The 26527-nt window shown below is 69.1% G+C and carries 23 protein-coding genes and 2 tRNA genes; 12 read left to right on the top strand and 13 right to left on the bottom strand.

Annotation, left to right across the window (positions count from 1 at the left end; translation table 11 throughout):
* Positions 1-247: 247 nt before the first annotated feature.
* Entirely contained in the window at positions 248-1033 is a 786-nt protein-coding gene (locus ACM6LR_RS29165) for a hypothetical protein (protein ID WP_414940621.1), read from the bottom strand.
* A 129-nt stretch (positions 1034-1162) separates the two neighbouring features.
* Between ACM6LR_RS29165 and ACM6LR_RS29160 the strand changes: the two genes are divergently transcribed.
* Together ACM6LR_RS29160 and ACM6LR_RS29155 are read left to right on the top strand one after the other, a co-directional pair.
* Positions 1163-2038 (top strand): TIGR03619 family F420-dependent LLM class oxidoreductase, encoded by an 876-nt coding sequence (locus ACM6LR_RS29160; protein WP_414944952.1) that lies wholly within the window; start codon positions 1163-1165, stop codon positions 2036-2038.
* Between the two features lie 3 nt (positions 2039-2041).
* Positions 2042-2488, top strand: coding sequence for a nuclear transport factor 2 family protein (locus tag ACM6LR_RS29155; protein ID WP_409495198.1), 447 nt, complete (start codon positions 2042-2044; stop codon positions 2486-2488).
* 172 nt (positions 2489-2660) lie between these two features.
* On the opposite strand, the gene ACM6LR_RS29150 is transcribed toward ACM6LR_RS29155, so the two are convergent.
* The 3 genes from ACM6LR_RS29150 to ACM6LR_RS29140 form a co-directional block, all read right to left on the bottom strand.
* Positions 2661-3890, bottom strand: a complete 1230-nt coding sequence (locus tag ACM6LR_RS29150; RefSeq protein ID WP_414940619.1) for an RNA polymerase sigma factor — start codon at positions 3888-3890, stop codon at positions 2661-2663.
* A gap of 161 nt (positions 3891-4051) precedes the next feature.
* The gene (locus ACM6LR_RS29145; RefSeq protein ID WP_414940618.1) at positions 4052-4492 is read right to left on the bottom strand and encodes a GNAT family N-acetyltransferase; all 441 of its coding nucleotides are present in this window, start codon (positions 4490-4492) and stop codon (positions 4052-4054) included.
* Between the two features lie 241 nt (positions 4493-4733).
* A tRNA-Pro gene (locus tag ACM6LR_RS29140) sits at positions 4734-4810 on the bottom strand.
* 84 nt (positions 4811-4894) lie between these two features.
* Between ACM6LR_RS29140 and ACM6LR_RS29135 the strand changes: the two genes are divergently transcribed.
* Positions 4895-4968, top strand: a tRNA-Gly gene (locus ACM6LR_RS29135).
* Positions 4969-5182: 214 nt separating this feature from the next.
* Here ACM6LR_RS29135 and ACM6LR_RS29130 read toward each other — a convergent pair.
* Complete coding sequence (locus ACM6LR_RS29130) at positions 5183-9862, bottom strand: HAMP domain-containing protein (protein ID WP_414940617.1); 4680 nt, start codon at positions 9860-9862, stop codon at positions 5183-5185.
* Positions 9863-9992: 130 nt separating this feature from the next.
* Here ACM6LR_RS29130 and ACM6LR_RS29125 point away from each other — a divergent pair, with 130 nt between their 5' ends.
* A complete protein-coding gene (locus ACM6LR_RS29125; protein WP_414944951.1) occupies positions 9993-11570 on the top strand; it encodes a SpoIIE family protein phosphatase in 1578 nt (525 codons plus the stop codon).
* On the opposite strand, the gene ACM6LR_RS29120 is transcribed toward ACM6LR_RS29125, so the two are convergent.
* The gene (locus ACM6LR_RS29120; protein WP_414940615.1) at positions 11553-12560 is read right to left on the bottom strand and encodes a DNA topoisomerase IB; all 1008 of its coding nucleotides are present in this window, start codon (positions 12558-12560) and stop codon (positions 11553-11555) included. The genes ACM6LR_RS29125 and ACM6LR_RS29120 overlap by 18 nt on opposite strands.
* A gap of 97 nt (positions 12561-12657) precedes the next feature.
* Here ACM6LR_RS29120 and ACM6LR_RS29115 point away from each other — a divergent pair, with 97 nt between their 5' ends.
* Together ACM6LR_RS29115 and ACM6LR_RS29110 are read left to right on the top strand one after the other, a co-directional pair.
* Positions 12658-13200 (top strand): type 1 glutamine amidotransferase domain-containing protein, encoded by a 543-nt coding sequence (locus ACM6LR_RS29115; protein WP_414940614.1) that lies wholly within the window; start codon positions 12658-12660, stop codon positions 13198-13200.
* Between the two features lie 69 nt (positions 13201-13269).
* Positions 13270-13455, top strand: coding sequence for a hypothetical protein (locus ACM6LR_RS29110; protein WP_414940613.1), 186 nt, complete (start codon positions 13270-13272; stop codon positions 13453-13455).
* Here the strand turns inward: ACM6LR_RS29110 and ACM6LR_RS29105 are convergent.
* Positions 13448-13834 carry a hypothetical protein gene (locus tag ACM6LR_RS29105; protein ID WP_414940612.1) on the bottom strand — a complete coding sequence of 129 codons (387 nt, stop codon included), beginning with the start codon at positions 13832-13834 and terminating at the stop codon, positions 13448-13450. The genes ACM6LR_RS29110 and ACM6LR_RS29105 overlap by 8 nt on opposite strands.
* 49 nt (positions 13835-13883) lie before the next feature.
* Positions 13884-15188 carry a protein kinase domain-containing protein gene (locus tag ACM6LR_RS29100; protein WP_414944950.1) on the bottom strand — a complete coding sequence of 435 codons (1305 nt, stop codon included), beginning with the start codon at positions 15186-15188 and terminating at the stop codon, positions 13884-13886.
* Between the two features lie 142 nt (positions 15189-15330).
* Between ACM6LR_RS29100 and ACM6LR_RS29095 the strand changes: the two genes are divergently transcribed.
* Both ACM6LR_RS29095 and ACM6LR_RS29090 read left to right on the top strand, forming a co-directional pair.
* The gene (locus ACM6LR_RS29095) at positions 15331-16428 is read left to right on the top strand and encodes a hypothetical protein (RefSeq protein ID WP_414940705.1); all 1098 of its coding nucleotides are present in this window, start codon (positions 15331-15333) and stop codon (positions 16426-16428) included.
* Between the two features lie 164 nt (positions 16429-16592).
* Positions 16593-17435, top strand: coding sequence for an SAM-dependent methyltransferase (locus ACM6LR_RS29090; protein ID WP_414940610.1), 843 nt, complete (start codon positions 16593-16595; stop codon positions 17433-17435).
* Here the strand turns inward: ACM6LR_RS29090 and ACM6LR_RS29085 are convergent.
* The 3 genes from ACM6LR_RS29085 to ACM6LR_RS29075 all read right to left on the bottom strand — a co-directional run bounded on the left by ACM6LR_RS29085 (position 17416) and on the right by ACM6LR_RS29075 (position 21840).
* On the bottom strand, positions 17416-19299 hold the full coding sequence (locus tag ACM6LR_RS29085) for a M48 family metallopeptidase (protein ID WP_414944949.1): 1884 nt from the start codon (positions 19297-19299) through the stop codon (positions 17416-17418). The two genes, ACM6LR_RS29090 and ACM6LR_RS29085, sit on opposite strands and share 20 nt — an antisense overlap.
* 498 nt (positions 19300-19797) lie before the next feature.
* Entirely contained in the window at positions 19798-20631 is an 834-nt protein-coding gene (locus ACM6LR_RS29080) for an aldo/keto reductase (protein WP_414940608.1), read from the bottom strand.
* 27 nt (positions 20632-20658) lie between these two features.
* Positions 20659-21840 carry an MFS transporter gene (locus tag ACM6LR_RS29075; protein WP_414944948.1) on the bottom strand — a complete coding sequence of 394 codons (1182 nt, stop codon included), beginning with the start codon at positions 21838-21840 and terminating at the stop codon, positions 20659-20661.
* 142 nt (positions 21841-21982) lie between these two features.
* On the opposite strand from ACM6LR_RS29075, the gene ACM6LR_RS29070 reads away from it, so the two are divergent.
* From ACM6LR_RS29070 to ACM6LR_RS29055, 4 genes are all read left to right on the top strand, one after another.
* Entirely contained in the window at positions 21983-22435 is a 453-nt protein-coding gene (locus ACM6LR_RS29070) for a MarR family winged helix-turn-helix transcriptional regulator (protein WP_414940606.1), read from the top strand.
* A gap of 93 nt (positions 22436-22528) precedes the next feature.
* Entirely contained in the window at positions 22529-23986 is a 1458-nt protein-coding gene (locus ACM6LR_RS29065; RefSeq protein ID WP_414944947.1) for an amidohydrolase, read from the top strand.
* Between the two features lie 40 nt (positions 23987-24026).
* A complete protein-coding gene (locus ACM6LR_RS29060; RefSeq protein ID WP_414940604.1) occupies positions 24027-24431 on the top strand; it encodes a hypothetical protein in 405 nt (134 codons plus the stop codon).
* Positions 24432-24490: 59 nt separating this feature from the next.
* Entirely contained in the window at positions 24491-24955 is a 465-nt protein-coding gene (locus ACM6LR_RS29055; RefSeq protein WP_414940603.1) for a DUF2127 domain-containing protein, read from the top strand.
* Positions 24956-24964: 9 nt separating this feature from the next.
* Here ACM6LR_RS29055 and ACM6LR_RS29050 read toward each other — a convergent pair whose 3' ends face one another.
* Together ACM6LR_RS29050 and ACM6LR_RS29045 are read right to left on the bottom strand one after the other, a co-directional pair.
* Entirely contained in the window at positions 24965-25663 is a 699-nt protein-coding gene (locus ACM6LR_RS29050; RefSeq protein ID WP_414944946.1) for a PP2C family protein-serine/threonine phosphatase, read from the bottom strand.
* 304 nt (positions 25664-25967) lie between these two features.
* Positions 25968-26447, bottom strand: coding sequence for a hypothetical protein (locus ACM6LR_RS29045; RefSeq protein WP_414940601.1), 480 nt, complete (start codon positions 26445-26447; stop codon positions 25968-25970).
* Positions 26448-26527: the final 80 nt, after the last annotated feature.

The following is a 26527-nucleotide window of genomic DNA, read 5'->3' as shown; positions in this document are numbered from 1 at the left end:
GTGGGGAAGGGGTCTTTCTCGCACCGTTGTTGTGGCTGGTGGGGTGGCTGTGGCCAGGGGTGGCGTTCCGGGCCGGGTGAGGGGAACTTCGAGGGCCCCAGAGTCCCTTAAGGAGTCCTTCACGGACTTGACCCGACCGGCAGCCGAACCCGGCCGACACCGAACGACACAGGAAGAAGGCCTGCTATGAACGGGACTTTCATTGCAAAATTTGCAATGAAGTCCCGTTCTTCTCATCTCTCAGGGCTTAGAAGTCGAACCCGCCACCGTCGAAGCCGCCGCCATCGAACCCGCCACCGTCGAACCCACCGGCGTCCCCGCCCGTGTCTCCACCGGCGTCGCCACCCGCGTCACCGCCGCCGTCGGCCGCCCCGGCGTCTCCCTGGCCCGCGTCGTGGCCCGACTCCCAGGCCGACGCGCTCGCGATCCCTGCCATACCGGAGAACATCGCGCTGAACAGCAGCATCGAACCGAGACCCCAGGCACCGGCGACGAGCGCGGGCTTCCACCACGGCTCGCTGTACCAGCCCTGCGGCACCGGACGGCCGGCCACACGGCCACCGGGGTAGTAGTGCGGCGTCCGCTGGCTCGGGTCCGGCGAAGCCTCGTAGTGCTCGCCCTCGACGTCGACAGAGCGGTGTTCGGTGACCTTGCCGGCACGGTCGCGCTCCTCGCTGCCGGGCAGCTCCGGACCGGGGTCCATGCCCATCGCGAGCCGGGCCGCGCGGACGTAGTAGAGGCCTTCGATGGCCGTCTCGCGCACGAGCCGGGCCTGCTCGATGGTCTGCGCCTGCTCCATCTGGGAGCCTGCCGCGGTGAAGCGTTCGGACGCGTCCGCCATCGCCTGCTGGGAGGCGATGTCCGTGCCGGTGATGTTCATGACCTGACCGCCGAGTCGCTCGACGAGGCGCCGTGCGTCGGCTTTCGCGTCGTCCAGCTGGCGCTTCTTGGCCGCCGCCTGGGATTTCGCGAAGTAGATGCCGCCGCCGACCACCACGACGAGGAGCACGATCAGGAAGATCGCGGTGCCCATGGGTTCACTCCAGGAATCGTTCGGCCTTTTGCCTGGTCAACGCGGCCGGTGCGCCGGCGGTTCCCGCCAGTGCTCTCGGTCACCGCGCACACTGGCGGGCCAAACTAGAACACGTTATAGTTCGCCCTCATGAAGTTCACCCTGTCGATCGCGATGAATCCACTCGATCAGCTGGGCGAGCTCGCCCGTGCCGCCGAAGAGGTGGGGTTCTCCTCGATCGCGCTCCCGGATTCCCTGTTCTATTCCGAAACCGTCTCGGCCGACTATCCGTACACACCGGACGGCAGCCGGTTCTGGACCGAGGAGACGCCGTGGGCCGATCCGCTGGTCGCGGCCGCCTCGATGGGCGCGGTCACCGAACGGCTCACGTTCTACACCTCTGTGCTCAAACTCGGCTCCCGCAATCCGGTCCTGCTGGCACGCCAGGTCAACTCGGTCGCGGCGCTGACCGGCGGCCGCTTCGGCCTCGGGCTCGGCGTCGGCTGGTCGCCGGAGGAGTTCCGCTGGTGCGGCGCCCCGTACGAGAAGCGCGGCAAGCGCGTGGACGAGGCCATCGAGGTGCTGCGGCTGATCCTCGACGGCGGGATGGTCGAGTTTCACGGCGAGTTCTTTGACTTCGACAAGCTCCAGATGAGCCCGACGCCGCCGTCGCGCGTGCCGTTCTACATCGGCGGCCACACCGACGTCGCGCTGCGCCGGGCCGCCAGGGTCGCCGACGGCTGGTCGTCGGCGATGATGAGGTTCGACGACCTCCGCGAAACGATCGCGAAGCTGCGCGGGCTGCTGGCCGAACAGGGCCGCGCCGAAGACCCCTTCGAGTACCAGGCCGTCTGCATCGACAAGTTCGGTCTCGACGGCTACCGCGAGCAGGGCGACCTCGGCGTCACCGACGTCATCACCATGCCGTGGGTGTTCGACGGCCTCGGTTTCGACGCCGAAGTCGGCCCGAAACTCCATTCCATCAAGAAGTTCGGCGACGAGATCATCGCTAAGATCGGAGACTGAGCCATGGGTGTCGACGTCTGCTGGGATCCGGCCGCCACACAGCCGCCCGCGCGCCAGGCCGCGTTCCGCTCGATGACCGCCGTGACCGCCGGCGACAAGGCCGCCTGGCTCGAACTCTTCGCCGGGGACGCCGTCGTCGAGGACCCGATCGGCCCGTCCATGTTCGACGAGGAGGGCAAGGGGCACCACGGGCAAGACGGGATCAGTGCCTTCTGGGACAAGACGATCGCGAACGTCGAGCGCTTCCAGTTCACCATCCGCGATTCCCACGCGGCCGGTGACGAGGTCGCGAACGTCGGGACGATCACGACGTACCTGCCAGGGGGTTATCGCGTCGACACCGACGGCGTGTTCGTCTACCGGGTGCGCGAGGACGGGCTGATCGTGTCGATGCGGGCGTTCTGGGAGACCGAGCGCGCCATGGCCACCGCCAGGAAAGCCGATGAGTGACATACGGGCTTGACCGCTCTTCGTAAAGAACACTTCGGCCACGACGATCAGCACCACCGCGTCGGCGCTGGGCCACGGCGGGGCGCCGTCGTACGACTTGAAAGACGTGTGGTCGAAGGCGACCCGGATGACCGTCGGGAAGATCAGCGGCACGGCACCATCGTCTGCCGCGTCATTCGGTGAGCCGCTCCGCGCGCCGGGACAGGTACTGCTTTTCGGGTTCGCTTGCGGTCTTACCGGCGGCCCGGAGGTAGGCCTCGCGTGCGGCGCCGGTGTCTCCGGCCAGTTCCAGCAGATGCCCGCGGACGGAATCGAGGCGGTGTGTCTGGCTCATCCGGCCGTCGTCGTCGAGGGTGGCGAGCAGTTCGAGGCCCGCCGCCGGGCCGTTGACCTCGGCGACCGCGACGGCACGGTTGAGCGTGACGATCGGGCCGGGCGAGACCTTCTCGAGGACGTCGTAGAGTGCGAGGATCTGTGACCAGTCGGTGCCTGCCGCGGTGGCCGCCTCGTCGTGGACGGCGGCGATCGCGGCCTGCACCTGGTACGGCCCGACCGGGCCCGCTTCCAGCGCCGCGCTCACCAGCGAGACCCCTTCGGCGATGACTTCCGCGTTCCAGAGCGAGCGGTCCTGGTCGGCGAGGGGGATGAGCGAGCCGTCCTCACCGGCACGGGCGGCGCGGCGGGCGTCGGTCAGCAGCATGAGTGCGAGCAGCCCGGTGACCTCGTCCTCGTCGGGCATGAGCCGCCGGAGCAACCTGGTCAGCCGGATCGCCTCGGCGGTCAGATCGGCGCGGTGCAGGTCGGGGCCGCCGCTGGTCGTGTAGCCCTCGTTGAAGATCAGGTACAGCACGTGGAGGACGACGCGGAGCCGTTCGGCGAGTTCGGCGGACGGCGGCAGGACGAACTCCGCGCCCGCCTTCCTGATGGTCTGTTTCGCACGGCTGATCCGCTGGGCCAGCGTCGATTCCGGGACCAGGAAAGCGGTCGCGATCTCGCCGGTGGTCAGGCCGCCGACCGCGCGCAGCGTCAGCGCGAGTTGTGACGACGCGGACAGGGAAGGGTGGCAGCACAGGAAGAGCACGGTGAGCGTGTCGTCCGATGAGGACACTGTGGACGCTTCGCCCGGACCGGCCAGGTCCATCACCGCGGAGTTCTCTTCGCGACGGCGGCGGGCGCTCTCGCTGCGCCACTCGTCGACAAGGCGCCGTGACGCGACCGTCGCGAGCCAGGACTTCGGACTGTCCGGGATGCCTTGCTCCGGCCACTGTTGCGAGGCCGAGAGGAGCGCTTCCTGGACGGCGTCCTCGCAAGCGTCGAACTGCCCGTGCCTGCGCACCAGCAACCCGATGACCTGTGGGGCCAGCTCCCTCAAGAGTGCTTCCACCTGACGATCGTCTTTCACGCCGCCAGTCTTACCGCAATTCGTCCTCTAGTTGCGGTAGTTGCACGCGCAAGGACCGCAACTAGAGGACGAAACGCGGGGGCAGGCGGCGGGGCAGGTCGTCGTAGTTGTCGACGGCGTAATACTGGGTGGGCCTAGCGCTCCCCTCATGCGGGAGCTGGTCAGACGTTCAGCCGTCGCACGAACCGGGCGCTGTCTTCGCAGCGATCCTGGTATCCCCGCGCCCGGTAGAAGGCGTGCGCGCCGGTCCGGTGGCGGGAACTGGTGACCTCCATGGTGTTGCAGCCCAAGCGCAGCGCCTCCGCTTCGGCCGCGGCGACCAGCTCACGTCCGATCCCCGCGCCGCGCTGGGCCCCGTCCACCACCAAGGCCACGATCCGTCCTCCGGAGCCTTCCTTCTCGAGAAAAGGGATCGCGACCACCGCGACCACACCGACCACCGTGCCGTCCGATTCGGCGACGAACGCGGCACCTTCGGGATGACGGGACCAACGCTCGAGGCGGCGGCGCACGCCGGCCTCGCTGTTGTCCGGGTAGCCCAGCTCGGCGAGCAGCGCGGTCACGGCGGGAGCGTCGGTGGTGCGGGCGGGGCGGATCTCCATGATCTTCATCCTGCCCGGATGCGCGGTGGCCGACCAGCGTCGGGGCTCGTGCGGCTCAGGACTTCGCCGAAGCGCTGAGCGGCTCTGTCCTATTCGGTCGCGACGGCAAACTCCGAGCGGGCTGGAGGGTGCGAGGCGGCAGGCGAAAATCCGCAAAGCGGAGTGTCGCTGAGTGCCGCACTAGCTTCCGGGCCGAGTCTTCCGGCCCAAATAAGAGGTACAATCGCAGGTCAAAGACCTATGGTCGGGATGACAGGATTTGAACCTGCGACCCTCCGCTCCCAAAGCGGATGCGCTACCAAGCTGCGCCACATCCCGTGACTCCCCGATCTTCCCGGGGGGTGTACACACAGCCTAGCGGGTCACGCTAAGCTGCTTTCGCACCCGGTACTCCGGGGGCACGCGGGTGTAGCTCAATGGTAGAGCCCTAGTCTTCCAAACTAGCTACGCGGGTTCGATTCCCGTCACCCGCTCCACCGCTTCGAAGGAGACCCGCAGGCTTCTGGCCTGCGGGTTCTTTCGTTTCCGGAGCGAGCTGGAGTGGGCTTCAGGACGGTGCTGCCGACCCGCGCCGGTCCGAATACGGGGGTGTATGGAAATAGGGACACTCAACGTCCCTATTTCCACACACCCCTCCGGACACCGGCCACGCCCACCCGACCGATACCCGGGCGCCACGTACTTCGGACTTCAGTCACCGGCCTCCGAGGGCGACACGGCCTGCGAGAGGCCGCTGGAGGCGGCGTCGGCCTCGAGGTGCACAGCGATCAGGTCCAGCAGCTTGTCGGTGTCGACAGGCTTGGTCACGTAGTCGTCCGCCCCCGAAGCCAGCGTCCGCGCCTTGTCCTCCGCGGTCGCCTTCGCTGTGACAGCGATCACGGGCAGGTCTTCGTGTGCGGCCTCGGCCCGGATCGCGGTGATCGTGGCGTTGCCGTCCAGTTCGGGCATCATCACGTCCATCAGGACCAGTGCGGTGTCCTCGTGCCGTTCCAGGGCCCGGATGCCCGCGACACCGGTCTCGGCGTAGATGACTTCCAGGCCGTTGCGCTCCAGGACGGCGGCCAGCGCGAAGACGTTGCGCAGGTCGTCGTCGACGATCAGGATCTTCTCGCCGTGGAACCGCTGTGAGGGCGCGGGAGGGGCCACCCGCGGCACGGCCATGATCAGCGGGACACCGCCTGCCGCCGCGGTCGGGACGATCAAGTTCGACGCGCTGACCGGCAGGTACAGGGTGAACGTGCTGCCCTTGCCGGGTTCGCTGCGGACGCGCAGTTCGCCGCCGAGCAGTTCCGTCAGCTGCTGGCTGATCGACAGGCCCAGCCCGGTGCCGCCGTACTTACGGCTGGTGGTGCCGTCGGCCTGGCGGAACGCGTCGAAGATGATCGCGAGTTTGTCCGGCGCGATGCCGATCCCCGTGTCCTCGACGGCGAACGCGAGGACGCCGGGGGCCTGCCGTAGTGATTCGGCTTCCACTTCACCCGCGTCGGCCATCCGGATGTGCAGGCGCACGCCGCCCTCGTCGGTGAACTTCGCCGCGTTCGACAGCAGGTTCCGCAGCACCTGCTGCAAGCGATGTTCGTCGGTGTGGATCGACGACGGCACCGGTGGGTCGATCAGGACGGCGAACTCCAGGCCCTTGTCCGAGGTGAGCGGACGGCAGATCGATTCGACGTACTCGACCACTTCGGGCAGCGTGACGTCGGACATCTGGAGATCGAGATGCCCGGCCTCGACCTTGGCCATGTCGAGGATGTCGTTGATCAGCTGTTGCAGGTCGCTGCCCGCCGAGTAGATCGTCCGCGCGAACTGGATCTGCTTCTCCGACAGGTTCCCGTCCGGGTTCTCCGAAAGCAGTTTCGCGAGGATCAGCGCACTGTTGAGCGGGGTCCGCAGCTCGTGCGACATATTCGCCATGAACTCGGATTTGTACTGCGACGCCATGGTCAGCTGCCCGGCGCGCTCTTCGAGTTCCTGCCGCGCCTGCTCGATCTCGCTGTTCTTGACCTCGATGTCGCGGTTCTGCTGCGCCAGCAGCGCCGCCTTCTCCGCGAGATCCGTGTTGGACCGGCGCAGTTCTCGTTGCTGCGCCTGCAACTGCTCGGACCGCGCGCGCAGTTCCTGTGCCAGGCGCTGGGATTCGGTCAGCAGCGCCTCGGTGCGCGAGTTCGACTGGATGGTGCTGACGTTGACCGCGATGGTCTCCTTCAGCTGCTCCAGCAGATCGATGTGGACGGTGCTGAACGCGTTGATCGTCGCCAGTTCCAGCACGCCGAGCACCTCGCCCTGGAACAGCACCGGCAGCACGATCACGTTCACCGGCGCGGCCGAGCCGAGGCCCGACGAGATGAGCGCGTACTCCGGCGGCGCTTCGTGGACCAGTATCGTGCGGCGGTCGACGGCTGCCTGGCCGATGAGCGACTCGCCGGGGGAGAAGCGAAGCCCCGCTTGGGATTTCGCCAGCCCGTAGGTGGCGATGCTTTCCAGGACCGTTTCCTCTTGCTCGTCCTCGCGGGCGAGGAAGAACGCGCCCTGCTGCGCGGACACCAGCGGCGTCAGCTCGGACAGAATCAGCGAAGCCACCGAAGCGAGATCGCGGTGCCCCTGCATGAGCGCGGACAGCCGGGCCAGGTTGGTCTTGAGCCAGTCCTGTTCGCGGTTGGCGCGGGTGGTCTCCTTCAGGTTCGCGATCATCTGGTTGATGTTGTCCTTGAGCTCGGCCACCTCCCCGGACGCGTCGACGGTGATGTGCCGGGTCAGGTCGCCCGCGGTCACCGCGGTGGCCACCTGCGCGATCGCCCGCACCTGGGTGGTCAGGTTCCCGGCCAGCTGGTTCACACCCTCGGTCAGCCGCGACCACGTGCCGGCGACGCCGGGCACCTCCGCCTGCCCGCCGAGCGTGCCGTCCGTGCCCACCTCGCGCGCGACACGCGTGACCTCGGAAGCGAACGACGACAGCTGGTCGACCATCGTGTTGATGGTCGTCTTGAGTTCCAGGATCTCGCCGCGGGCGTCGATGTCGATCTTCTTCGACAGATCGCCCTGCGCCACCGCGGTGGTCACGGTCGCGATGCTGCGGACCTGGCCGGTCAGGTTGTCGGCCATGACGTTCACGTTGTCCGTCAACGCCTTCCACGTGCCCGCCACGTTCGGGACGCGGGCCTGACCACCGAGGATGCCTTCGGTGCCCACCTCGCGGGCGACGCGCGTGACCTCGTCGGCGAACGCGCGCAGCGTCTCGACCATGCTGTTGATCGTCTCGGCGAGGACGGCGACCTCGCCCTGCGCGTCGATCGCGATCTTCTTCGACAGGTCCCCGTTCGCCACCGCTGTCGTCACCGTGGCGATGCTCCGCACCTGATCGGTGAGGTTGTCGGCCATGACGTTGACGTTGTCGGTGAGGTCCTTCCAGGTCCCGGCGACGCCGCGCACCTGCGCCTGGCCGCCGAGTTTGCCTTCGGTACCCACCTCACGGGAGACCCGGGTGACTTCGTCGGCGAAGGCCGAGAGCTGGTCGACCATGATGTTGACGGTGTTCTTGAGCTCCAGGATCTCGCCGCGCGCGTCGACGATGATCTTCTGCGTCAGGTCGCCCTTCGCGACGGCGGTGGTGACCTGGGCGATGTTGCGCACCTGGTCGGTCAGGTTGTTCGCCATGAAGTTGACGTTGTCGGTCAGGTCCTTCCACGTCCCGGCCACGCCGGGCACGGTGGCCTGGCCGCCGAGCCGTCCGTCGCTGCCGACCTCGCGGGCGACGCGGGTGACTTCGTCGGCGAAGGCCGACAGCTGGTCGACCATGGTGTTCAGCGTGTTCTTGAGTTCGAGGATCTCGCCCTTGGCGTCGACGGCGATCTTCTGTGACAGGTCGCCCTTGGCCACCGCCGTCGCCACCTGGGCGATGTTGCGGACCTGCGCGGTGAGGTTGTTCGCCATGAAGTTGACCGACCCGGTGAGGTCGCGCCAGGTCCCGGCGACACCGGGCACCTGCGCCTGGCCGCCGAGCTGACCTTCCGTGCCGACCTCGCGCGCCACCCGGGTGACTTCGTCGGCGAACGACGACAGCTGGTCGACCATCGTGTTGACGGTCGTCTTCAGTTCGAGGATCTCGCCGCGCGCGTCGACCGTGATCTTCTGCGTCAGGTCGCCCTTCGCCACCGCCGTGGTGACCTGGGCGATGTTGCGGACCTGGTCGGTCAGGTTGTCGGCCATCTGGTTCACCGAGTCGGTGAGCCCGCGCCAGGTCCCGGCGACGCCCGGCACCGTCGCCTGGCCGCCGAGACGCCCTTCGCTACCCACCTCGCGCGCGACCCGCGTGACTTCGTCGGCGAAGGCCGACAGCTGGTCGACCATGGTGTTCAGCGTGTTCTTGAGTTCGAGGATCTCGCCGCGCGCGTCGACGTTGATCTTCTGTGACAGGTCGCCCTCGGCCACCGCCGTCGCCACCTGGGCGATGTTGCGGACCTGGTCGGTGAGGTTGTCCGCCATCAGGTTCACCGAGTCGGTGAGGTCGCGCCACGTGCCCGCCGCGCCGGGGACCTGCGCCTGGCCGCCGAGACGGCCTTCGCTACCCACCTCACGGGAGACCCGGGTGACTTCGTCGGCGAAGGCCGAGAGCTGGTCGACCATGATGTTGACGGTGTTCTTGAGTTCCAGGATCTCGCCGCGCGCGTCGACGTTGATCTTCTGGGTCAGATCGCCCCGCGCCACCGCGGTGGTCACCTGGGCGATGTTGCGGACCTGGTCGGTCAGGTTGCTGGCCATGACGTTGACGTTGTCGGTCAGGTCACGCCAGGTGCCCGCCACGCCCGGGACCTCGGCCTGGCCGCCGAGACGGCCTTCGGTGGCGATCTCGCGGGCCACTCTGGTGACCTCGGTCGCGAACCGGGAAAGCTGTTTGATCAGGCCGTTCAACGTCTTCGCCACCTCGGCGAACTGACCCTGCAACGGCCGCCCGCCGACCTCCAGCGGCATCGACTCCGACAGGTCGCCCTCGGCGACCGCGCCGAGGACCCGGTTGAGCTCGGCCGTCGGCCTGCTCACGTCCTCGATCAGCCCGTTGACCACGTCGACCGCGGTGGCCCAGCCGCCGGGGCCGATCTCGGCCGCGACGCGCTCGGTCAGCCTGCCTTCCTTGCCGACCGCCTCGCGGACGCGCAGGAGCTCGCTCACCAGCCGCTGGTTGCGTTCGGCGATGTCGTTGAAGGCGACGGCGAGCTGGGCCGTGAGCCCGTCGCCGTGCGCTACGAACCGCCGCCGAAAGTTGCCGTCCCCGAGGTCGCGGGCCGCCGAGAGCAGGCGTTCCAGGGTCGCTTCGTCCACCTGGGCGCCACCACCTTTCACGGGGGTCCGGTCCCTTTGGGAGTGCTGTGTCATCTGTGTCGACCCTCTCCACCACGCATGCCAAGCCATGGTCGTCGCATCAGCGTGCCATGATCCGACCTACACTTCGAGCCAGTCCGCCCGCTCACACTGCGCTACCCGCCAGGCAGGAGGAGGTCCGGGAATGGTGTCACGGCCGGCCCCGGCCTCGACGTCGCTCCCCTCGGAGCCGTCGTCCACGACGAGCGAGGGAGCGCTGCCCGAATCCGGGAGGTTCTGGCGCGAGCTGCTCGAAGACGTGCGTGACGCGGTGCTCGTGCAGGACGTCGGCGGCACGCTGCGCTGGTCGAATCCGGCCGCCCGTGAGCTGTTCGGCGGCGGCCGCCCGGTGCTGACCGCCGAAGGACCCGACGTCGGCCATGTCGAGCACACCGGCCGCCGGTTCCCTGCGCGAATCCGGACGTTGCCCGGAGGCTGGCACGCGTGGACGGTGACCTCAGCGGTCGCGGCCGACGGCCCGCGTGTCGACGGCTTCCTCGCCGCTTCGGCGCCACGGCTGGCCTCCACACGGGGACGGCACGGGACGGCGAAGGTGATCGCCGAGGTCGCGGCGGCCGAACTCGCCGACTGCGTGTTCGTCCTGCTGCCGGCCACCCGCGGCCGGTGGGAGTGGTGGAGCTGCGATCACCGCACCAACCACGGTCACGGCCATATCCGCCGTGTCCCGGCCCAGCTGGCGCCGGTGCTCGCCGGAACCTTCGCCGCCACCGACGAACCCGAGGCCAAGACCGTTCCGGCGGAAGAGGTCGCGGCGCTGCCCGCGGTCGTCGCGGAACGGCTCGCCGTCCATCAGTCGGTCACCGTGGTCTCGCTGGGACTCGACGGTGGTGCCGGGGTCACCGGCGCGGTCGTGCTCGGCAGGCGCGGCACACCCGCGTTCGGCGACGACCACCCGCGCGCGGTGGCCGAGTTCGCCCGTGCGGCCGGGACCGCGCTGGCGAACGCGCACCGCTATGCCCGCCAGGAAGAGGCCACCCGCGGCCTGGAGACCACGTTGCGCCCGACGCCGCCGCCGGAAGTCCCCGGCGCCAAGTTCGATGTCTGGTACGAGCCGTCGGCCGGGCTGCTCGACGTCGGCGGTGACTTCTACGACGTCCTTCCACGCGAGGACGGCGGCGCGATGTTCGTCCTCGGCGACGTCTGCGGCAAGGGCGCCGAGGCGGCCGCGCTCACCGGCCGGGTCCGGCAGACCCTCGCCGCACTCAACCTCGTCGAGCGCGACAACACGACGTTGCTGAGCCTGCTCAACTCCCTGCTCATCACCGGCGGCAGCGGCCGGTTCGCCACGCTGGTGCTCGGTTCGGTGCTGGCGGGCGAAGACGGTCTCGGTGTCACCTTGGCTTCCGGCGGACATCCCGCGCCGCTGGTGGTGCGCCGCCGCGGTGGGGTCGACGAGATCACCTTGCCCGGCACCCTGGTCGGGATCTCTCCGCAGGCCCGTTTCGCCGAGACGGCCGTCAAGCTGGCCGAAGGCGACGTCTGCCTGCTTTACACCGACGGGATCACCGAAGCACGCCACCACGAGCGGCCGTCGGACCTGTTCGGCGACGAACGGCTGCGCGAACTGCTGACCCGCTGCCGGGGCCTGTCCGGCCACGAGGTCGTCGGCCGGGTCCGGTCCGCGGTGCGGGATTGGCTCGGCAGCGGGACACACGACGACATCGCGGTCCTCGCCATCGAGGCCTCAAGACCCACCCAGTAGCCGCACCACCGCCCGCTCCACGATGTCACGGGCCTCAGTGGGATCGGCTGCCTTCTCCGCTCGTCGCGTCGCGCGCTCGATGGTCCGATCCTCGTGGTACGCCGTGATCACGCGAGGGTCCACATAGGACCGACGGGCGACGGCGGGCGTGTTGCCGAGGCCCTCGGCGACTTCGGTCATCACGGTCTTCTCGATCCGATTCAGGCCGCGCCGGCTGGACGGCTTTTCCTGTCCCGCGAAGGCGGCCGCGGCGAGCACGGTGGCGTTCCACGTGCGCAGATCCTTCGCGGTGAAGTCCTCGCCCACGAGTTCCTTGAGCCGTTCGTTGATGTCGTCGGCCCGGACCTCCTGCCACCCGCGGCCGTCGCGATAGGCGAGCAGGCGCACCTCCCCACCACGCGCCCGTCGCAGCGACCGGACCAGCCGCACGAGACCGTCGTCGCGCAGCCGGACCTTCCGCTGGATCCCGCCCTTCGCGGGGTAGTCGCAGAGCAGGCAGCCTTCGCTGACCGAGACGTGTTCGCACAGCAACGTCGCCACCCCGTGTGTGCCGTTCTCGTCGGCGTAGTCCTCCCCGCCGGTCCTGAACACGCCGAGGTCGAGCATGCGCAGCGCACCGGCGAGCACACGTTCGCGGGTGAGCCCACGGGAATCGAGGTCTTCCTGGACCGCCTCACGCAGCTTGGGCAGCTTCCGGGCCAGCCTGAGGACGCGCTCGTGTTTCTCTTCGTCCCGTGCCCGTCGCCAATCCGGGTGATAGAGGTATTGGCGCCGCCCGGCGTCGTCCACACCGACCGCCTGGACGTGCGCGTTGTCGTACGGCGAGATCCACACGCGCCGCCACGCGGGCGGGATCGCCAGCGCGGTGATCCGCTCGACCACTTCCTTGTCCGCCAGCGGCTCGCCGTCCGGGGCGAGGTAGCCGAAGCCACGCCCTCTGCGCCGCCTCCCGATACCGGGGGACCCCAGGTCCGCTCGCCGAAGTCGCATGAGGACTGATACCCGCCGCGACGCCGGTTCATGCCCATGGTTCGGCGACTCCGCTCCGGGGTAATCCGGGGGCGGAAGACGAGCTCAGGAGGAACCCATGGCGACATCGCTGAAGGGACGCCGCGTGGCCATCCTCGCGGCCGACGGCGTGGAACAGGTCGAACTGGTCGAACCGCGCAAAGCGGTCACCGAAGCCGGGGCCACGGCCGAGGTCGTCTCGCTGGAATCCGGCGAGATCCAAGCCATGAACGGCGACATCGACAAGGCGGACAAGTTCACCGTGGACCGGGTCGTCAAGGACGTCACGGTCGACGACTTCGACGCGCTGGTGCTCCCCGGCGGCACGATGAATCCGGACAATCTGCGCGCTGACGAGAACGCTGTCCGCTTCGTCCGCGATTTCGTGAACAGCGGCAAACCGGTCGGGGTCATCTGCCACGGGCCGTGGACGCTGGTCGAGGCCGACGTCGTCCGTGGCCGCACGCTCACGTCGTATCCCAGCGTGCGCACCGACATCCGCAACGCCGGCGGCACCGTCGTGGACCAGGAGGTCGTCAACGACAACGGCCTGATCTCCAGCCGGAATCCCGACGACCTGCCCGCCTTCTGTGCCGCGATCGTGACGGAATTCGGCAAATGAGCCCGGGTGAACGAGTGGCGCGCGTCACATGATTGAGGGATCGTGGTCGGTAGAGAAGGAGGTGCCACGATGACCGTGCATTCGAGACGCTACGGCCGTCGGTGCCGTCAGCATTTCGACACCGAGCCGGAAACCGGGCAGCGGCGACCCGCCGCTCAGGCCGTGGAGGTCAGGGCGGATGCCACCGACGCCCCGGCCGAGCAGGCCGAAGGCGCCGGTGACGTCCCGCCGGGGAACCCGGGCTCGCTCAACTGAGTGTTCGCCGGTACCAGACCCTGCGCGGGCCCGGGAGGCCGATCCGCGAGACCAGGTCGGTCACCACACCGCCGATGATCAGCCACAGCAGCGCGGCGAGGCCGTCGTTCAGCAGGGTCCGCAGTTTGGGACTGTCCGGCGTGAACAGGTTGCGCAGGCCGAGAGAGACCCCGCGCGACCACTGGTCGATCAGCTGCGCGAACCCGTTGCCGGGATTGGCCTCGCCGAACACGAGCAGAATGTGCAGGATCAGCACCAGCGCGAAGATCCAGCACACCGCGTGGACGAGGGCGTTGACGATCCTTACAACGCGGATCCTGGTCGGTGTCCGCTCGACGATCTCTTCCTGCGGCTCGCGCGGGTCGTTGATATAGGTCATCGCCGTCTCCCATCATCGTCCACAGTGGACATCACAGCGGAGCGGACGCTCAGCCGGGGCCCCGGGTCTTCGTATTCGATTTGATCCGGGTCTTCGACTTGCCTGGCTTTTCCGAGGTGCTCGGATCGCCGCTGGACGCGGTCGCGCCACTCGGTGTCGACGTGACGCCGACATTTCCCAAGGTGCCGGGTGGATTCGCGGAGACCGGCACCACGACCGTGTCATGGGGTGCCTTCGCGCCGCTGGCGGGTATCTCGACGGCCCCCGAGGGCGGTGTCCCCTCCGCCGCCGGGCCGGAGGTGCCGGTCGCCGCCGGAGGGGGCGACCCGCCCGGCTGAACCGGCGGGTTCGGCCCGGTCTGGTTGACCGCCAGCAGTACACCGATGGTGATCGCGGCGGCCGGTGCGCTGATCGCGGCGAGCACCGCCGCGCGCTTGCGGGTAACCGGTGCGAGGTAGGCGACCTTCGTCCCGGTCGAGTCCTCCAGCAGGATCCGCGAGATCGCCGCGGCGGTCGGGCGCTGCGACGGCTTCCGCGCGGTCATCCCGCGTAACAGCGTCGTCATGGTCACCGACAGGCCGGTGGGGATTCGCGGCTGCCGGTGCAGCCTGCCGACCGCGGCCTCGACCGGTGTGCCGATGTACTCCCGTTCCCCGGACAGGCATTCGAGCAGCACCAGCCCGAGCGCGTAGACGTCGGCGGGCGGGCCGATGTTCTCGCCGCGGACCTGTTCGGGCGCCATGTACGCGGCTGTGCCGACCACGCCGCCGGTCTCGGTCACCCTGGTCGCGTCGAAGGCGTGCGCGACCCCGAAATCGCCGATCAGCGGACCGTCGTCGGCCATCAGGATGTTCGCCGGTTTCAGGTCGCGGTGGGTGATTCCGTGCGCGTGGACGTGCGCGAGCGCGTCGGCCAGCCGGGCCGCCAGGTCGACGACCGCGTCCGGGGAGAGCGTGCCGGAACGCAGGCGCTGGGCCAGGTTCGGCCCGTCGACCAGGCGCATCGTGAGATAGCTGTAGCCGTCATCGGAGCCCGCGTCGTACAACGGGACGAGCCCGGGATGACGGACCACGCTGAGGGTTTGGATCTCCTGGTCACGGCGGCGTTCGTCGCGGGTCATCGTGTCGGCGTGGAACAGTTTCAGCGCGACCTCGCGCTGTTCGAGCAGGTCGTGGGCGCGGAAGACACGCGCGGTCGCGCCGCGGCCGAGCAGATCCCCCACCTCGTACCGGCCGGCGAGTTTGCGCGGCAGGTGATCCGGGTCGTGGACGTTCAGGCTGAACCGTCGTTGAGTGGTTCCGGCATCAAGGTCTCCGTCGTCATCACCGCCAGCACGCGGACCCGCGTCGTCCATCGGTGCTACCTCCGTCTCACCGGCCGAACGCCGTATACCCGGTCCGGCTCCGGGCGAAACAAGGTTCGTGAGCTTACCGGACCTATCCGCGGTTCACCCCGAATGGCGGGCAACCCCCGAGGGGGCCGGACGTCTCGTGACCATGAAGCCGAACCGGTGGGCCGCGCTCACCGCCATCGCGGTGACCGCCCTGGCCGCCCTCACTCCGTCCGCCGCCGCCGATTCGTCGGTACCCCAGGGCTTCGCGCCCGCGTCGACGAGCTGGACCGGGCCGCTGCGCGGGTTCGTCCTCGGCTTCGCCCCGTGCGGGACGCCGGGATGGTGCGCGTCCCTGCTGTCGACGGCCGACGGCGGGAAGCGGTGGCGGCGGGTCGGTGCCCCGCCGATCTCGTTGCCGGACAACCACAACCAGGTCAAGCTCACCGTGATCGACGAGCGCGACGTCTTCCTCTCCGACGGCACCCGGTTGCTCGCCAGTCACGACGGCGGCGGTTCCTGGTCCCGCGTCCGGCTCGCCGGAGTTCGGGAGCCCTTCTATATTTCGAAAATCACCGAATCCGGGGCTCGGGTGTTCGCCATGGTCACTGGTTTCGGCACCCCGTCGACGACGACGCTGTACGCCGGGCTCTCCGGCACCCGGGTCCTCCTGCCGGTCCCGGGGTTCACCGTCACCGGCTCCTCGACCTACGGCGACATCGCCACCAGCGGCGGGGTCCAGGTGTCGATGGGGTCAGACTACCGGGTCCAGAAGTATTGGACGTCGTCCGACGGCCTGACGTTCGCGGCCGCGCCGCCGCCCTGCCCGGCGGACAGTTCGGCTTCGTTAAGTGGAGTCCGGCAAGGGCACGTGCTGGCGCTGTGCAGCGGGGGACCGGGGTCGCCACAGCCGGGGGCGACCGTCCGCCGGTTGTGGCGGGCGCCGAAGCTCGGCGGGCAGTTCACCGGAACGGCGCAAGGGCCCACTCTCGGAATCAACCAGAGTTTCAGCGCCGCGTCGCCCGCGGCGGCGACCGTCGCGGCGGAGGGTGGCGGAACCGGATTCCTGCACCGCACCGGCGACGGCGGGGTGACCTGGACGACGATGGTCCTCAGCGACCGCGGTGTTTGCCTCAACGACCTGGACTTCCCGGACGAGCGCGTCGGGGTCGTGGTCGACGGACAGCCCGACGCCGACGGTGGATCTGCCGTCTACCGCACCACTGACGGCGGTGTCACCTGGAGTGAACTCGCCTTCGGGTAAGGCGACGGTGCCCGCACGGATGATCACCGCAGGTAGGCAAGGCCCTTGGGGAGGTTCACTTTGCTACACGCCATGTCGTAACCTGAGTACTGTCCGTCGATGTCGAGGGAGCCGTGGATCGTGTTCGCCGCGATCCGCATGCGGCTGAAGGGTGGAGCGTGTCCATGACTTCGGACGAGGTCCGGGCTGTGTCGAGGCGCCCGCTACCACCCCTCGACTACAGCAAGCCCAATCTCGCCAGGATGAAGGACGCCCTTCTCGGGGGGCACGATCACTACGAGATCGACAGGCAAGCCGTCGAGGCCTTCCTCACGGTGGCCCCCGACGGCGCCGCGGTGGCCAAGGAGTTCCGGTCCTGGGCGAGCCGGGTGGTCCGGTTCCTCGCCGGCACCCGTGAGGTCGACCAGTTCCTCGATCTGGCCTCCGGCATGCCCTACGTCGAGAACACGCACCAGACGGCGCAGCGGTACAACCCCGACGCGCTGGTCATCTACATCGATGACGACCCGGTGGTCCAGGCACACGGACTGGCGTTGCTGGAAGACCACCTCGTGCACGTCAGCGGCGCGGATCCGCTCGATCCCGAGCGGACGCTGAAAGATCCGGTGGTCGCCGAGCATCTCGAACTCGACCGCCCGGTCGCGGTGCTCCTCAACGCGGTGCTGCACCACATCGAGGACCTCGGCGAGGCGCAGGCCGTCGTCCGCGGCTATGTCGACGCCCTCGCCCCTGGGTCGTATTTGCTGCTCACGCACTACTACACCGACGGCGACGGCCCGCGTGGCGCGTTCGCGCGGAAGCTCGACGGCCTGATGGGCGGTATCGGTTATCCCACGGTGCACCGCGGTCGCAAGGAGATCGAGTCGCTGTTCGACGGGCTGGAGATGCTCGAACCCGGTCTCGTCCACCTGCATGAATGGTGGCCGGAAGGCCCGCGTCTGGCGCCGTTGACCCAGCTCAACTACCTGAGCCTCGGCGGCGTGGGGGTCAAGCCTTCAGCGAGCTGAAGAACGCCTTCAGTTCGTCGTGGGCGGTCCCGAAGTCCTCGGTGTTGCCGGTGATCGCCAGTTCCAGCGCCTCGCCGTCGGAGAGTTCCAGTGTCAGGTAGGCGGTGAGCTTCCGGCGGGGGAAACCGCCCGCGACGATGTCCGTGAACGGGATCCGTCGCGCGCCCGGCTCGGCGCGAAGGTCGTCGAGGCCGCGCTCCCGCAGCTTCCGGATCCGCTTGCGGTCCGACACCCCACGCGCTCCGATGAGCCCGGCGACGCCGCGGCGGAGCAGCACCGAACGCGCCATCGGCAGCAGCACCACTTCGGTGTCGCAGACGATCAGGTCGTAGAGCTTCCGCTTGGCCTTCAGCGCGGTGAACATCCCGAGCATCCGGGCCTCGGCGGGATCAGGCTCCCGTTCGGGCTCCTGTTTGCAGAAGTACCCGGCCGGCACGTTCAGCAGTTGCAGGTTGCGGACCAGTTCGTCGACCGCGCGCGGGCTCGCCACGGCCGGGCCGACCAGGTCCGTGACGTCGAACGGCTCGCCGTCGCCGAGACAAAGTTCCCAGCCGCCGCCCCAGTTCAGGCGGTGCGCGGCGACGCCGTTGTCGATCATCGCGGCGGTGACGGTGTCGGCGAACAACTCGGTCAGCAGTTCGCGGCCCTCTTCGCGGGACGGGGCCCGCAGGGGTTTGGCGAGCGCGTCGGCGTCGCCGTCACGCAGGACCCGCACGACCTCGCCGATCGTGCCGCGCGGCGCCAGCCTGCTCTCGATCCCGGCCGAGGTCAGCAGCTTCGCGCCCTCCGCCACCGATGCCCGGCCGGCGCGTTTGACGACCTCGTCCCAGTCCGCCCGCGGCCCCACGTCGCGGACCAGCACGTCCAGTTCCGCCTCGGGGACGTCGACCTTCGGCGCCCCCAGCAGTGACCAGCCCGGCCGCGCGTCCGGCTTCACCGGGTTGTCCGGCACCCCGGACAGTGCGGCGATCCGCCGCTTCGTGGGGGGATGACTGTCGAACTTCGACAGCTCTTCGCCGTCGAGGATGTCTTCGGCGTACTCAATCACCCAGTCCCGCTGGACCGGGTGATTGAGGTACGAACGGAAGCCCAGGAGCACCGCAGGAGTGCGCCTCGCCGCCACGCCGAGCGAGACGTAGCGCTCGGCGTAGTCCTTCCAGAGCGGGGTCAGCGTCGCGACCTTCCGCAGCGCCGTTGCCGCCGTTCGGCTTCCCGCCGCGAGCACCGACGCCTCGTCCGCCTGCAGTTCCTGCCGCCGGTTCGCCGACCGCGCGACCAGGAGGTACAGCTTCGAATACGCGGAAAGCAAGGCCCTGGCTGGACCGCCGTCCAGCCTGTCGACGGTGAAGGCGAGCGTCTGGGTCCCGCGATAGGTCAGCGCGAGCAGGCGGGTGTGGCCGCCGCTGTAGTGGCCGAGTTCGTGCGCGAGCACCGAACGCAGTTCGCTGACGCTCATCGCGGCCAGCAACGGCAGCCCGATCAGCATCGTGCGGCGGCCCGGCCGCAGGCCGAGGAACCGGGCGTCCTCGGAGACCGCCGCGTTGATCTCGCCGATCAGCACGATCTCGTCCGGCGGCCGCGTCTTCACCTGGGCGGCGAGGTCGTCGATCATCTCCCACAACGCCGGATGGGCGTCGCGGTCCAGCCGCGGCCCCTCGATCGGGGGACGCCGCGCCCGCAGCGCGCTCACCAGCCCGAAACCGAGCGCGATCATCATCGCGAGGCCGGCGAGCAGCACGTAGATGCCGGTCTTGCCAGGGATCCGCAGGCCCGCCAGCACACTGGCGACACCCACCGCGACGACCACCACTGGGAACGCCACGAGCAGAAGTGTCGCGAGGACGGCGCGTCCTCGGGCCTGCATCGTCCGGTTACCTCTTTTCGCACAAGTGCCGTCTGTGCGGCCGAATAGTAACCGGCTACCCAGACGACTCGTGCGAGAAGGAAGAGCTACGCCCGCCAGCTGGGAACGGCCGCCGGTGCCGCGGTTCGGGTCGTGGGAAGTCCGTGAAGGACTCCTTGAAGGACTCTGGGTCCCTCAAGGAGTCCTTCACGGACTCGGGCCACTTGTCGCAGCTTCAGCAACCTCATTAGTCACGACAGCGGCACGTGACGGTCCCTTACGCGGCTCAGCCGGGGAAACTCGGACCTTCATATACTCGCGCCGTGTTCGTGATGGGAGCCTTCGTTGCGTCTGACGTGGTGAAGGACGCCTTCGGCCCTGGCCGCCCGCGGGTTGTGGGTGCCGAGTCGCGGTCTCTCGGCCCCGCGCGGACACTGCGTGGCTGATGTCCCCAATGTGGCGTTGGAGGCGCTCAGCGCCCCCAACGCCACATTGGGGACCTTGACAGCTGCGCGTCGGTTACGCGGCGTTGAAGGTGTCGGGATCCGGCCCGGTCCGCTGCCCCCGGTCCAGCACGGACAGCGAGGCGACATCCTCCTCCGACAGACTGAACCCGAAGACGTCGAGGTTCTCCTTGATGCGAGACGGCGTCACGGACTTCGGGATCACGACGTTGCCCAGCTGCAGGTGCCACCGCAGGACGACCTGCGCCGGAGTACGGCCGTGCTTCGACGCCAGCGCCTTGACCGCCTCCTCGCCGAGCAGGTCGCCGCCCTTGGCCAGCGGGCTCCAGGCCTCGGTCGCGATGCCGTGCTTCGCGTCGAATTCGCGCACCTCGGCCTGCTGCAGGTACGGGTGCACCTCGACCTGGTTCACCGCCGGGACGACGGAACCGGCGCCGAGTACCCGTTCGAGGTGGGCGGGCTGGAAGTTGGACACGCCGATCGCGCGTACCCGGCCGTCGGCGTAGAGCTTCTCCAAGGCCTTCCACGTGTCGGTGTAGAGGTCGCGCTCCGGCGTCGGCCAGTGGATGAGGTAGAGGTCCAGCCGGTCGAGGCCGAGTTTGACCAGGCTGGCGTCGAACGCCTTCAGTGTGGCGTCGTAACCCTGTTCGCTGTTCCACAGCTTGGTGGTGATGAACAGCTCGTCGCGGGCGATCCCGGATTCGGCGAGGGCCTTGCCGACGCCGGCTTCGTTGCCGTAGATGGCGGCGGTGTCGATGCTGCGGTACCCGGCGTCCAGCGCGGCCTTGACCGCGGCGGTGGTCTCCTCGTCCGGTACCTGGAAGACGCCGAATCCGAGCTGCGGCATCTCCACCCCGTTGTTGAGCTTGACGGTGGGAATGTCGGTCACTTGCTTTCCTTCCGTGGATATTCGCGGTCAGGCGACGGGGGCCGGTTCGGCGCGACGGACCTTCCGCCGCCCGTGGTCGAGCATGCCTGAGATGACCGCGACCAGCAGTCCGGCGAGCGCGAGCGCGGCCCCGATCCAGCTGGGCGCGGTGTAGCCGAGACCGGCGTCGATGGCCTGGCCGCCGAGCCACGCGCCCGCGGCGTTGCCGAGGTTGAACGCGGCGATGTTGGCGGCCGACGCCAGCGCGGGTGCGCCTTCGGCCTTGTCCATGACGCGGGCCTGCAACGGTGCGACGGTCGCGAAACCGGCGGCGCCGAAGACGGCGATGGTGATCGCGGCGGGCAGCTGGGCGTGCGCGGTGAAGACGAACACGACCAGCACGGCCGCGAGCGCGGCGAGGATGACGTACAGACTGGGCATCAGTGCCCGGTCGGCCGCTTTGCCACCGAGCAGGTTGCCGACGAACAGGCCACCGCCGAACAGCACGAGCAACCAGGTCACCGCTCCGGGCGAGAAACCGGCGACCTCGGTCATCATCGGGGCGATGTAGGTGAAGGACGCGAACACCCCGGCGAACCCGAGCGCGGTCATCGCCAGCGCGAGCCACACCTGCGGACGCTTGAAGACGGCGAGTTCGCTGCGCAGTCCCGCGCTTCGCGTCGTCGTCTGGACCGGCACCAGCGCGAGGATCCCGATCAGGCCGATCACGCCGAGGACGCTGACCGCCCAGAACGTCGAACGCCAGCCGAACGCCTGTCCGAGTGCCGTCCCGGCGGGGACACCGAGGACGTTGGCGACGGTCAGGCCGGTGAACATCATCGCGATGGCGCTGGCCTGTTTGGCAGGCGCGACCAGCGAGGCGGCGACCACCGCGCCGACACCGAAGAACGCGCCGTGCGAGAGTGCCGCGACCACGCGGCCGGTCATCAGCAGGCCGTAGGTGGGAGCCACCGCGGAAACCACGTTGCCGGCGATGAACAGGACCATCAGGCCGACCAGGACTGTCTTGCGTGGCACCCGCGACGCGAGCGCGGTCAGCACCGGGGCGCCGACGACGACGCCGAGCGCGTAACCGGAGATCAGCAGCCCCGCGGAGGGAATCGAGACGCCGAAGTCGCCCGCGACCTCGGGCAACAGGCCCATGATCACGAACTCGGTGGTGCCGATACCGAAGGCGCTGATCGCCAGTGCGAGCAGAGCGGCAGGCATGGGAGCTCACTTCTTCCCGTAGAGTGTTGATAACTGGCGTCGGCAACTACGAGCGTCTGAAATAGTTGCGCGCGCCGTATATTGCACACGCTTGATGATGCACGACGCAACGAAGCTCGGGCAACCGGGGAAGAGGTGAACCGTGTCACTGGCCGACGACGCCGTGGAGGCACGCGCGCAGGGTTGGCGGACCCTCGCCGCACTGCACGCGCGGATAGAGGACGCGCTGGAGCGCGCGCTGGCGCAGCAGCACGAACTGTCCGTCAGCGAGTACACCGTGCTGGACGTGCTCGCCCGGCAGGACGGCTTTCACCTGCGGATGAACCAGCTGTCGAACGCCGTCGTGCTCAGCCAATCGGCGACGACGCGGCTGGTGTCGCGGCTTGAGGACCGAGGGCTGCTGCAGCGGTACCTGTGCCCGGACGACCGGCGGGGGATTTACACGGAGGTCACGCCGTCGGGGCAGGAACTGCTCGCGGCCGCCCGGCCGACGCACGACACCGTCCTCACCGACGCACTCGCCGCCGCCGGAGAACTCCCCGAACTCGCGCCTTTGGTCGCAGCACTCGGAAAACTCACCTTCGCCCGCTCCTGACGCTCCCCGCGTTTCGTCCTCTAGTTGCGGTAGTTGCACAGGCAAGGACCGCAACTAGAGGACGAAACGCGGGCGGGCTGGCAAGGTGAGGACGTGGACGATCTTCTGTTGCGCCGGGTCCGGGTCGGCCTGGCGGGTTCCCTGTCGGACGTGCTGATCAAGGGCGGCCGGATCGCGGCCATCGCGGGCCCGGGTCAAGCGGGTGAAGCGTCGGAGATCCTGGACGGGCACGGCGGCACGCTGCTGCCGGGGCTCGTCGACGCGCACGCGCACACCGCGCAGTGGTCGGCGGCGCGGCGCCGGCTCCCGTTGGGGGAGGCGAGGTCCGCCGCGCACACGGTCGATCTCGTACTCGCCCACCTGCTGGCGAACCCCGTGCCGCCCGGCGATCTCGTGCTCGGCGCCGGGTTCCGCGACGGCCTCTGGCCCGACGTCCCGCACAAGGATCTGTTGCAGAAGGCGCTACCCGGGCACCCCGTCGCCTTGTTCAGCGCCGACCTCCACACGCTGTGGCTCAGCCCCGCCGCGCTGAAGCTCATCGGCCGCGAGCATCCGACCGGCGTGCTGCTGGAAAACGACTGCATGAGCGCGACGGCCGAACTCCCGGTCGCCCCCGACGACGTCATCGACGGCTGGGTCGCCGACGCGCTCGACGCGGCGGCCGCCCGCGGCGTCACCAAGATCGTCGACTACGAGTACGCCGACACCGTCACCGACTGGCGACGGCGGCTGGCGCGGAAACCCTTGCCTGTCAGGGTTTCCTGCGTGATCGCGAAGTACCTGCTCGACACCGCCGTCGAACGTGGCCACCGCACCGGCGACGTCCTCGAGGGCACTGGCGGGCTGCTCACGGTCGGCCCGTTCAAGCTGTTCGTCGACGGTTCGCTGAACACGCGCACCGCGTACTGCGTGGGGCAGTACGCCGGAACCGAGTCCCACGGGCTGCTCGAACTTCCGCCCGAGGAGCTGGAACCGTTGATGCGTAAAGCTTCCGAGTATGGGCTCTTGCCCGCGGTGCACGCGATCGGCGATCACGCCAACAAGATCGCGCTCGACGCTTTCGCCAACGTCGGCTGCGCCGGCCGCGTCGAGCACGCGCAGTTGCTGCGTGCCGAGGACGTCGCGCGGTTCGCCGAACTGGGTGTCGTGGCGAGTGTGCAGCCCGCCCACCAGCCGGACGACCGCGACGTCGCCGACCGGTACTGGCACGGCTGGACCGACCGGGCTTTCCCGTACGGCGCCCTGTATCACGCAGGGGTGACCCTGGAGTTCGGTTCGGACGCTCCGGTCGCGCCGCTGGACCCGTGGGACGCGATCGCGTCGGCGATCAGCCGCACCGACGACGACCGTCCGCCGTGGCATCCCGAGCAGGCGATGCCGCTGGAGGCCGCGCTCGCGGCGGCGTCCGGCGGCCGGTCCTCGGTGGCCGTCGGGGACGTCGCGGACCTGGTCGTCACCGCGGTGGATCCGGCGCGGCTGTCCCCGGCCGGGCTGCGCGACATCCCCATCACCGCCACCGTGCTCGACGGCAAGGTCGCTTTCGTGTCCTGAGTCCTTCCCTTGCCAGGACGCAACGCCCTAATGGGAGGGCATGGATCACCGCCTGCTCGACCGGCTCCGAGACCTCCACGGCTCGCTCGGCAGCGACATCACCTTCGTCACCCGGATGGTCGAGGAGGACACGCCGCGCGCGGACCTCCTCCGAGATCTCGGGGAACGGCTCACCGACCTCGGCGCGGCATTGCTCCGGCGCTCGGACGACGTCGACGCCGACGTGCTCGCGAAACTGCCTGACGACGGCTGGCTTCCCCAAGCCGGCGTGCGTCACCAGGCGCTGGTCGTGGCGCACAACGTCGGTGCGCGGCCGCTGCGGTGCGGGCGCATCTACCTCGGCGTGTGCGGCGCGCCGTGCTTTCCCTTCTACGGCAGGGACCCCTCCGGCCGGACCGGATGGCACGAACGGTGCCGGACCTGTCAAGACCGCCTGTTCCGGTGACGGTGGCTGCGTCCGGCGGCCGGGTGAGGCAGGGTGAGGTGATCGCGGAAGGAGCGCCCATGGGCACCGAGAAGCTGTTCCGGATCGCCATCGCCTTGAAGGGGCTTGACGGCGCCTTGCAGCTGGTGGGCGGGCTCGTCCTGATGATCGTCCCGGCGTCGGTCATCACCGGTTTCGCGCACGCCGTGGTCACTCGTGACCTGCTCGGAGACGCGGAGGGGACGCTGGCCCGGCATCTCGAACTCGCCGCCGGCCACTTCGTCGAAGGCCGGACGTTCGCCGTCGTGTACCTCGTCGCGCACGGGCTCATCAAGCTCGGCCTGGTCTGGGCGCTGGCGCGCAAGGTGATGCGCGCTTACCCCGTGGCCGCGGTGGTGCTTTCGGCGTTCGTGGTCTACGAGATCTTCCGCGCGGTCCACACGCACTCGCTCGCGCTGCCGTTCTTCGCCGCCCTCGACGTCGTGATCGTCGTACTGGTGCTGCGCGAGTACCGGCAGCTGAAACGGGATCGCGTCGCGGCCTGACCGCCCGGTTCAGGCCGCGACGCGAAATTTCTCGGTGGTGGGATCCGCGCGGGGCGGATCCACCACGATCGCGGTGGCGTTGTCGGAGCCACCGAGCGAGATCGCCGTCCGCACCAGCTCCGTGGCCGCCCTGTCCGGCATCCCGAGGATGTCGAGCATGGTCGGCCCGCTGAGCGTCTTGTGCACACCGTCGCTGGTGAGCAGAAGCCCACCGGTCGTGCTGGTGGCCGTGCCGATCTCGTGGGTACCGGCCGTGCGGACGCTGGTGGTGACGACGTGTTCCATCCGCGGTGTCACGGGTTGATCGTGGTCGCGGAAGTACTGCGCGAGCGTATGGTCCTTCGTCACCTGCCGCACGGTGTGCCCGTCCCAAGCGTACGCCCGGGCATCCCCGAGCCATGCGATGCCATACCCCTCGCCGGTCCAGACCGCCACGACGAGGACGCAGTCACCGGTCCCGCCGAACCCGAGGACTGCGCGCTGAGCTGCGAGAACAGCCGCGACCGCGCCCTGGTCGACCGGTGTCCGGACCGCCGCCGAGGCGGCCGTCCGCGCCGCGTGTGCCGCGTTCGGGTGATCTCCGACTCCATCGGCCAGTGCGAACACGATCCCCGCCCCGCCCGCGGCCGCGTACGCCCCGATGGCGTCCGCGTTGTGCTTGCGCGGACCCCGCGCGCTCGCCGTGTGCCAGTGTGGAAGCTCCCTCACGGTCTTCTCCTCACCCCTGGGTGATTCTTTCCCCACTTCCAGAGTCCGCCTGTTCCCTGTGTTCCGCCTGAGGGTTTCGGTGTCAGACGGGCCTGAATGTCCGTGAAGGCCTCCTTCGCTGCTTTCAAGGTCAGGGTCTCGGCAAGTGAGCTTGATCTACAGGCGTTCAGGGACATGCCTCCCTCAAGAACCCCGGCACACGCAGGCACTAGCGATGCCCAAGTCGGCAGGAAAGGAGGCCTCCACGACCTTGGGTGCGCCGTGGTGGGCGCGCTGAACGTTTGGGCGGTCCGACACCCGCGGATCATCGCCGCAGCTGGAAGTCCCCTCGCGTGATCTCCATCGCCTGGCCCGCTGCCGGAGCGCAGCGCCGCGTCACCTGTTCCCGCGACCCGAAGGCGACGAGATCCTTCGTCCCGTTGTCCCGCACGGTGAGGCTGACCGGGTCCCCCGCGACCGCGCCTGTGAAGGCCTCCGCGTCGGTCACCACCCCGGTCACGGTCCCCACCGCGCCTTCGACGCGGACGCAGTCGACCCGCGCGACCAGCCAGCTGAGCCCGCCGTGGACGTGATGCGCCATCCACAGCACGCCTTCACCCGCACGTCCGTTCCCCTTCGCGTGGACGGTGAATTCGAACGTCGTCAGCGGGTTCTGGGTGTCGAGTTCGGCCCGGCCCGTCATCGAGACCGTCCGCGCCGGTTCGGCGCCGGCCGCCGCCCCGGTTCCGACCAGGGTGACCACGGCCACCGAAACACCGGCGAGGGCTTTCTTCATCTTGTTCATACGGCGAGCATCTCGGATCCCAGCCGCGGAGAACTCCCTCTGCGGCTGGGGTTCCGTCCTCCTCGAGAGGGAGCCAGGGC

The sequence above is a fragment of the Amycolatopsis sp. cmx-11-32 genome (assembly GCF_047608695.1).
Lineage (GTDB): Bacteria > Actinomycetota > Actinomycetes > Mycobacteriales > Pseudonocardiaceae > Amycolatopsis.
This window is presented reverse-complemented; position numbering and strand designations above follow the sequence as displayed.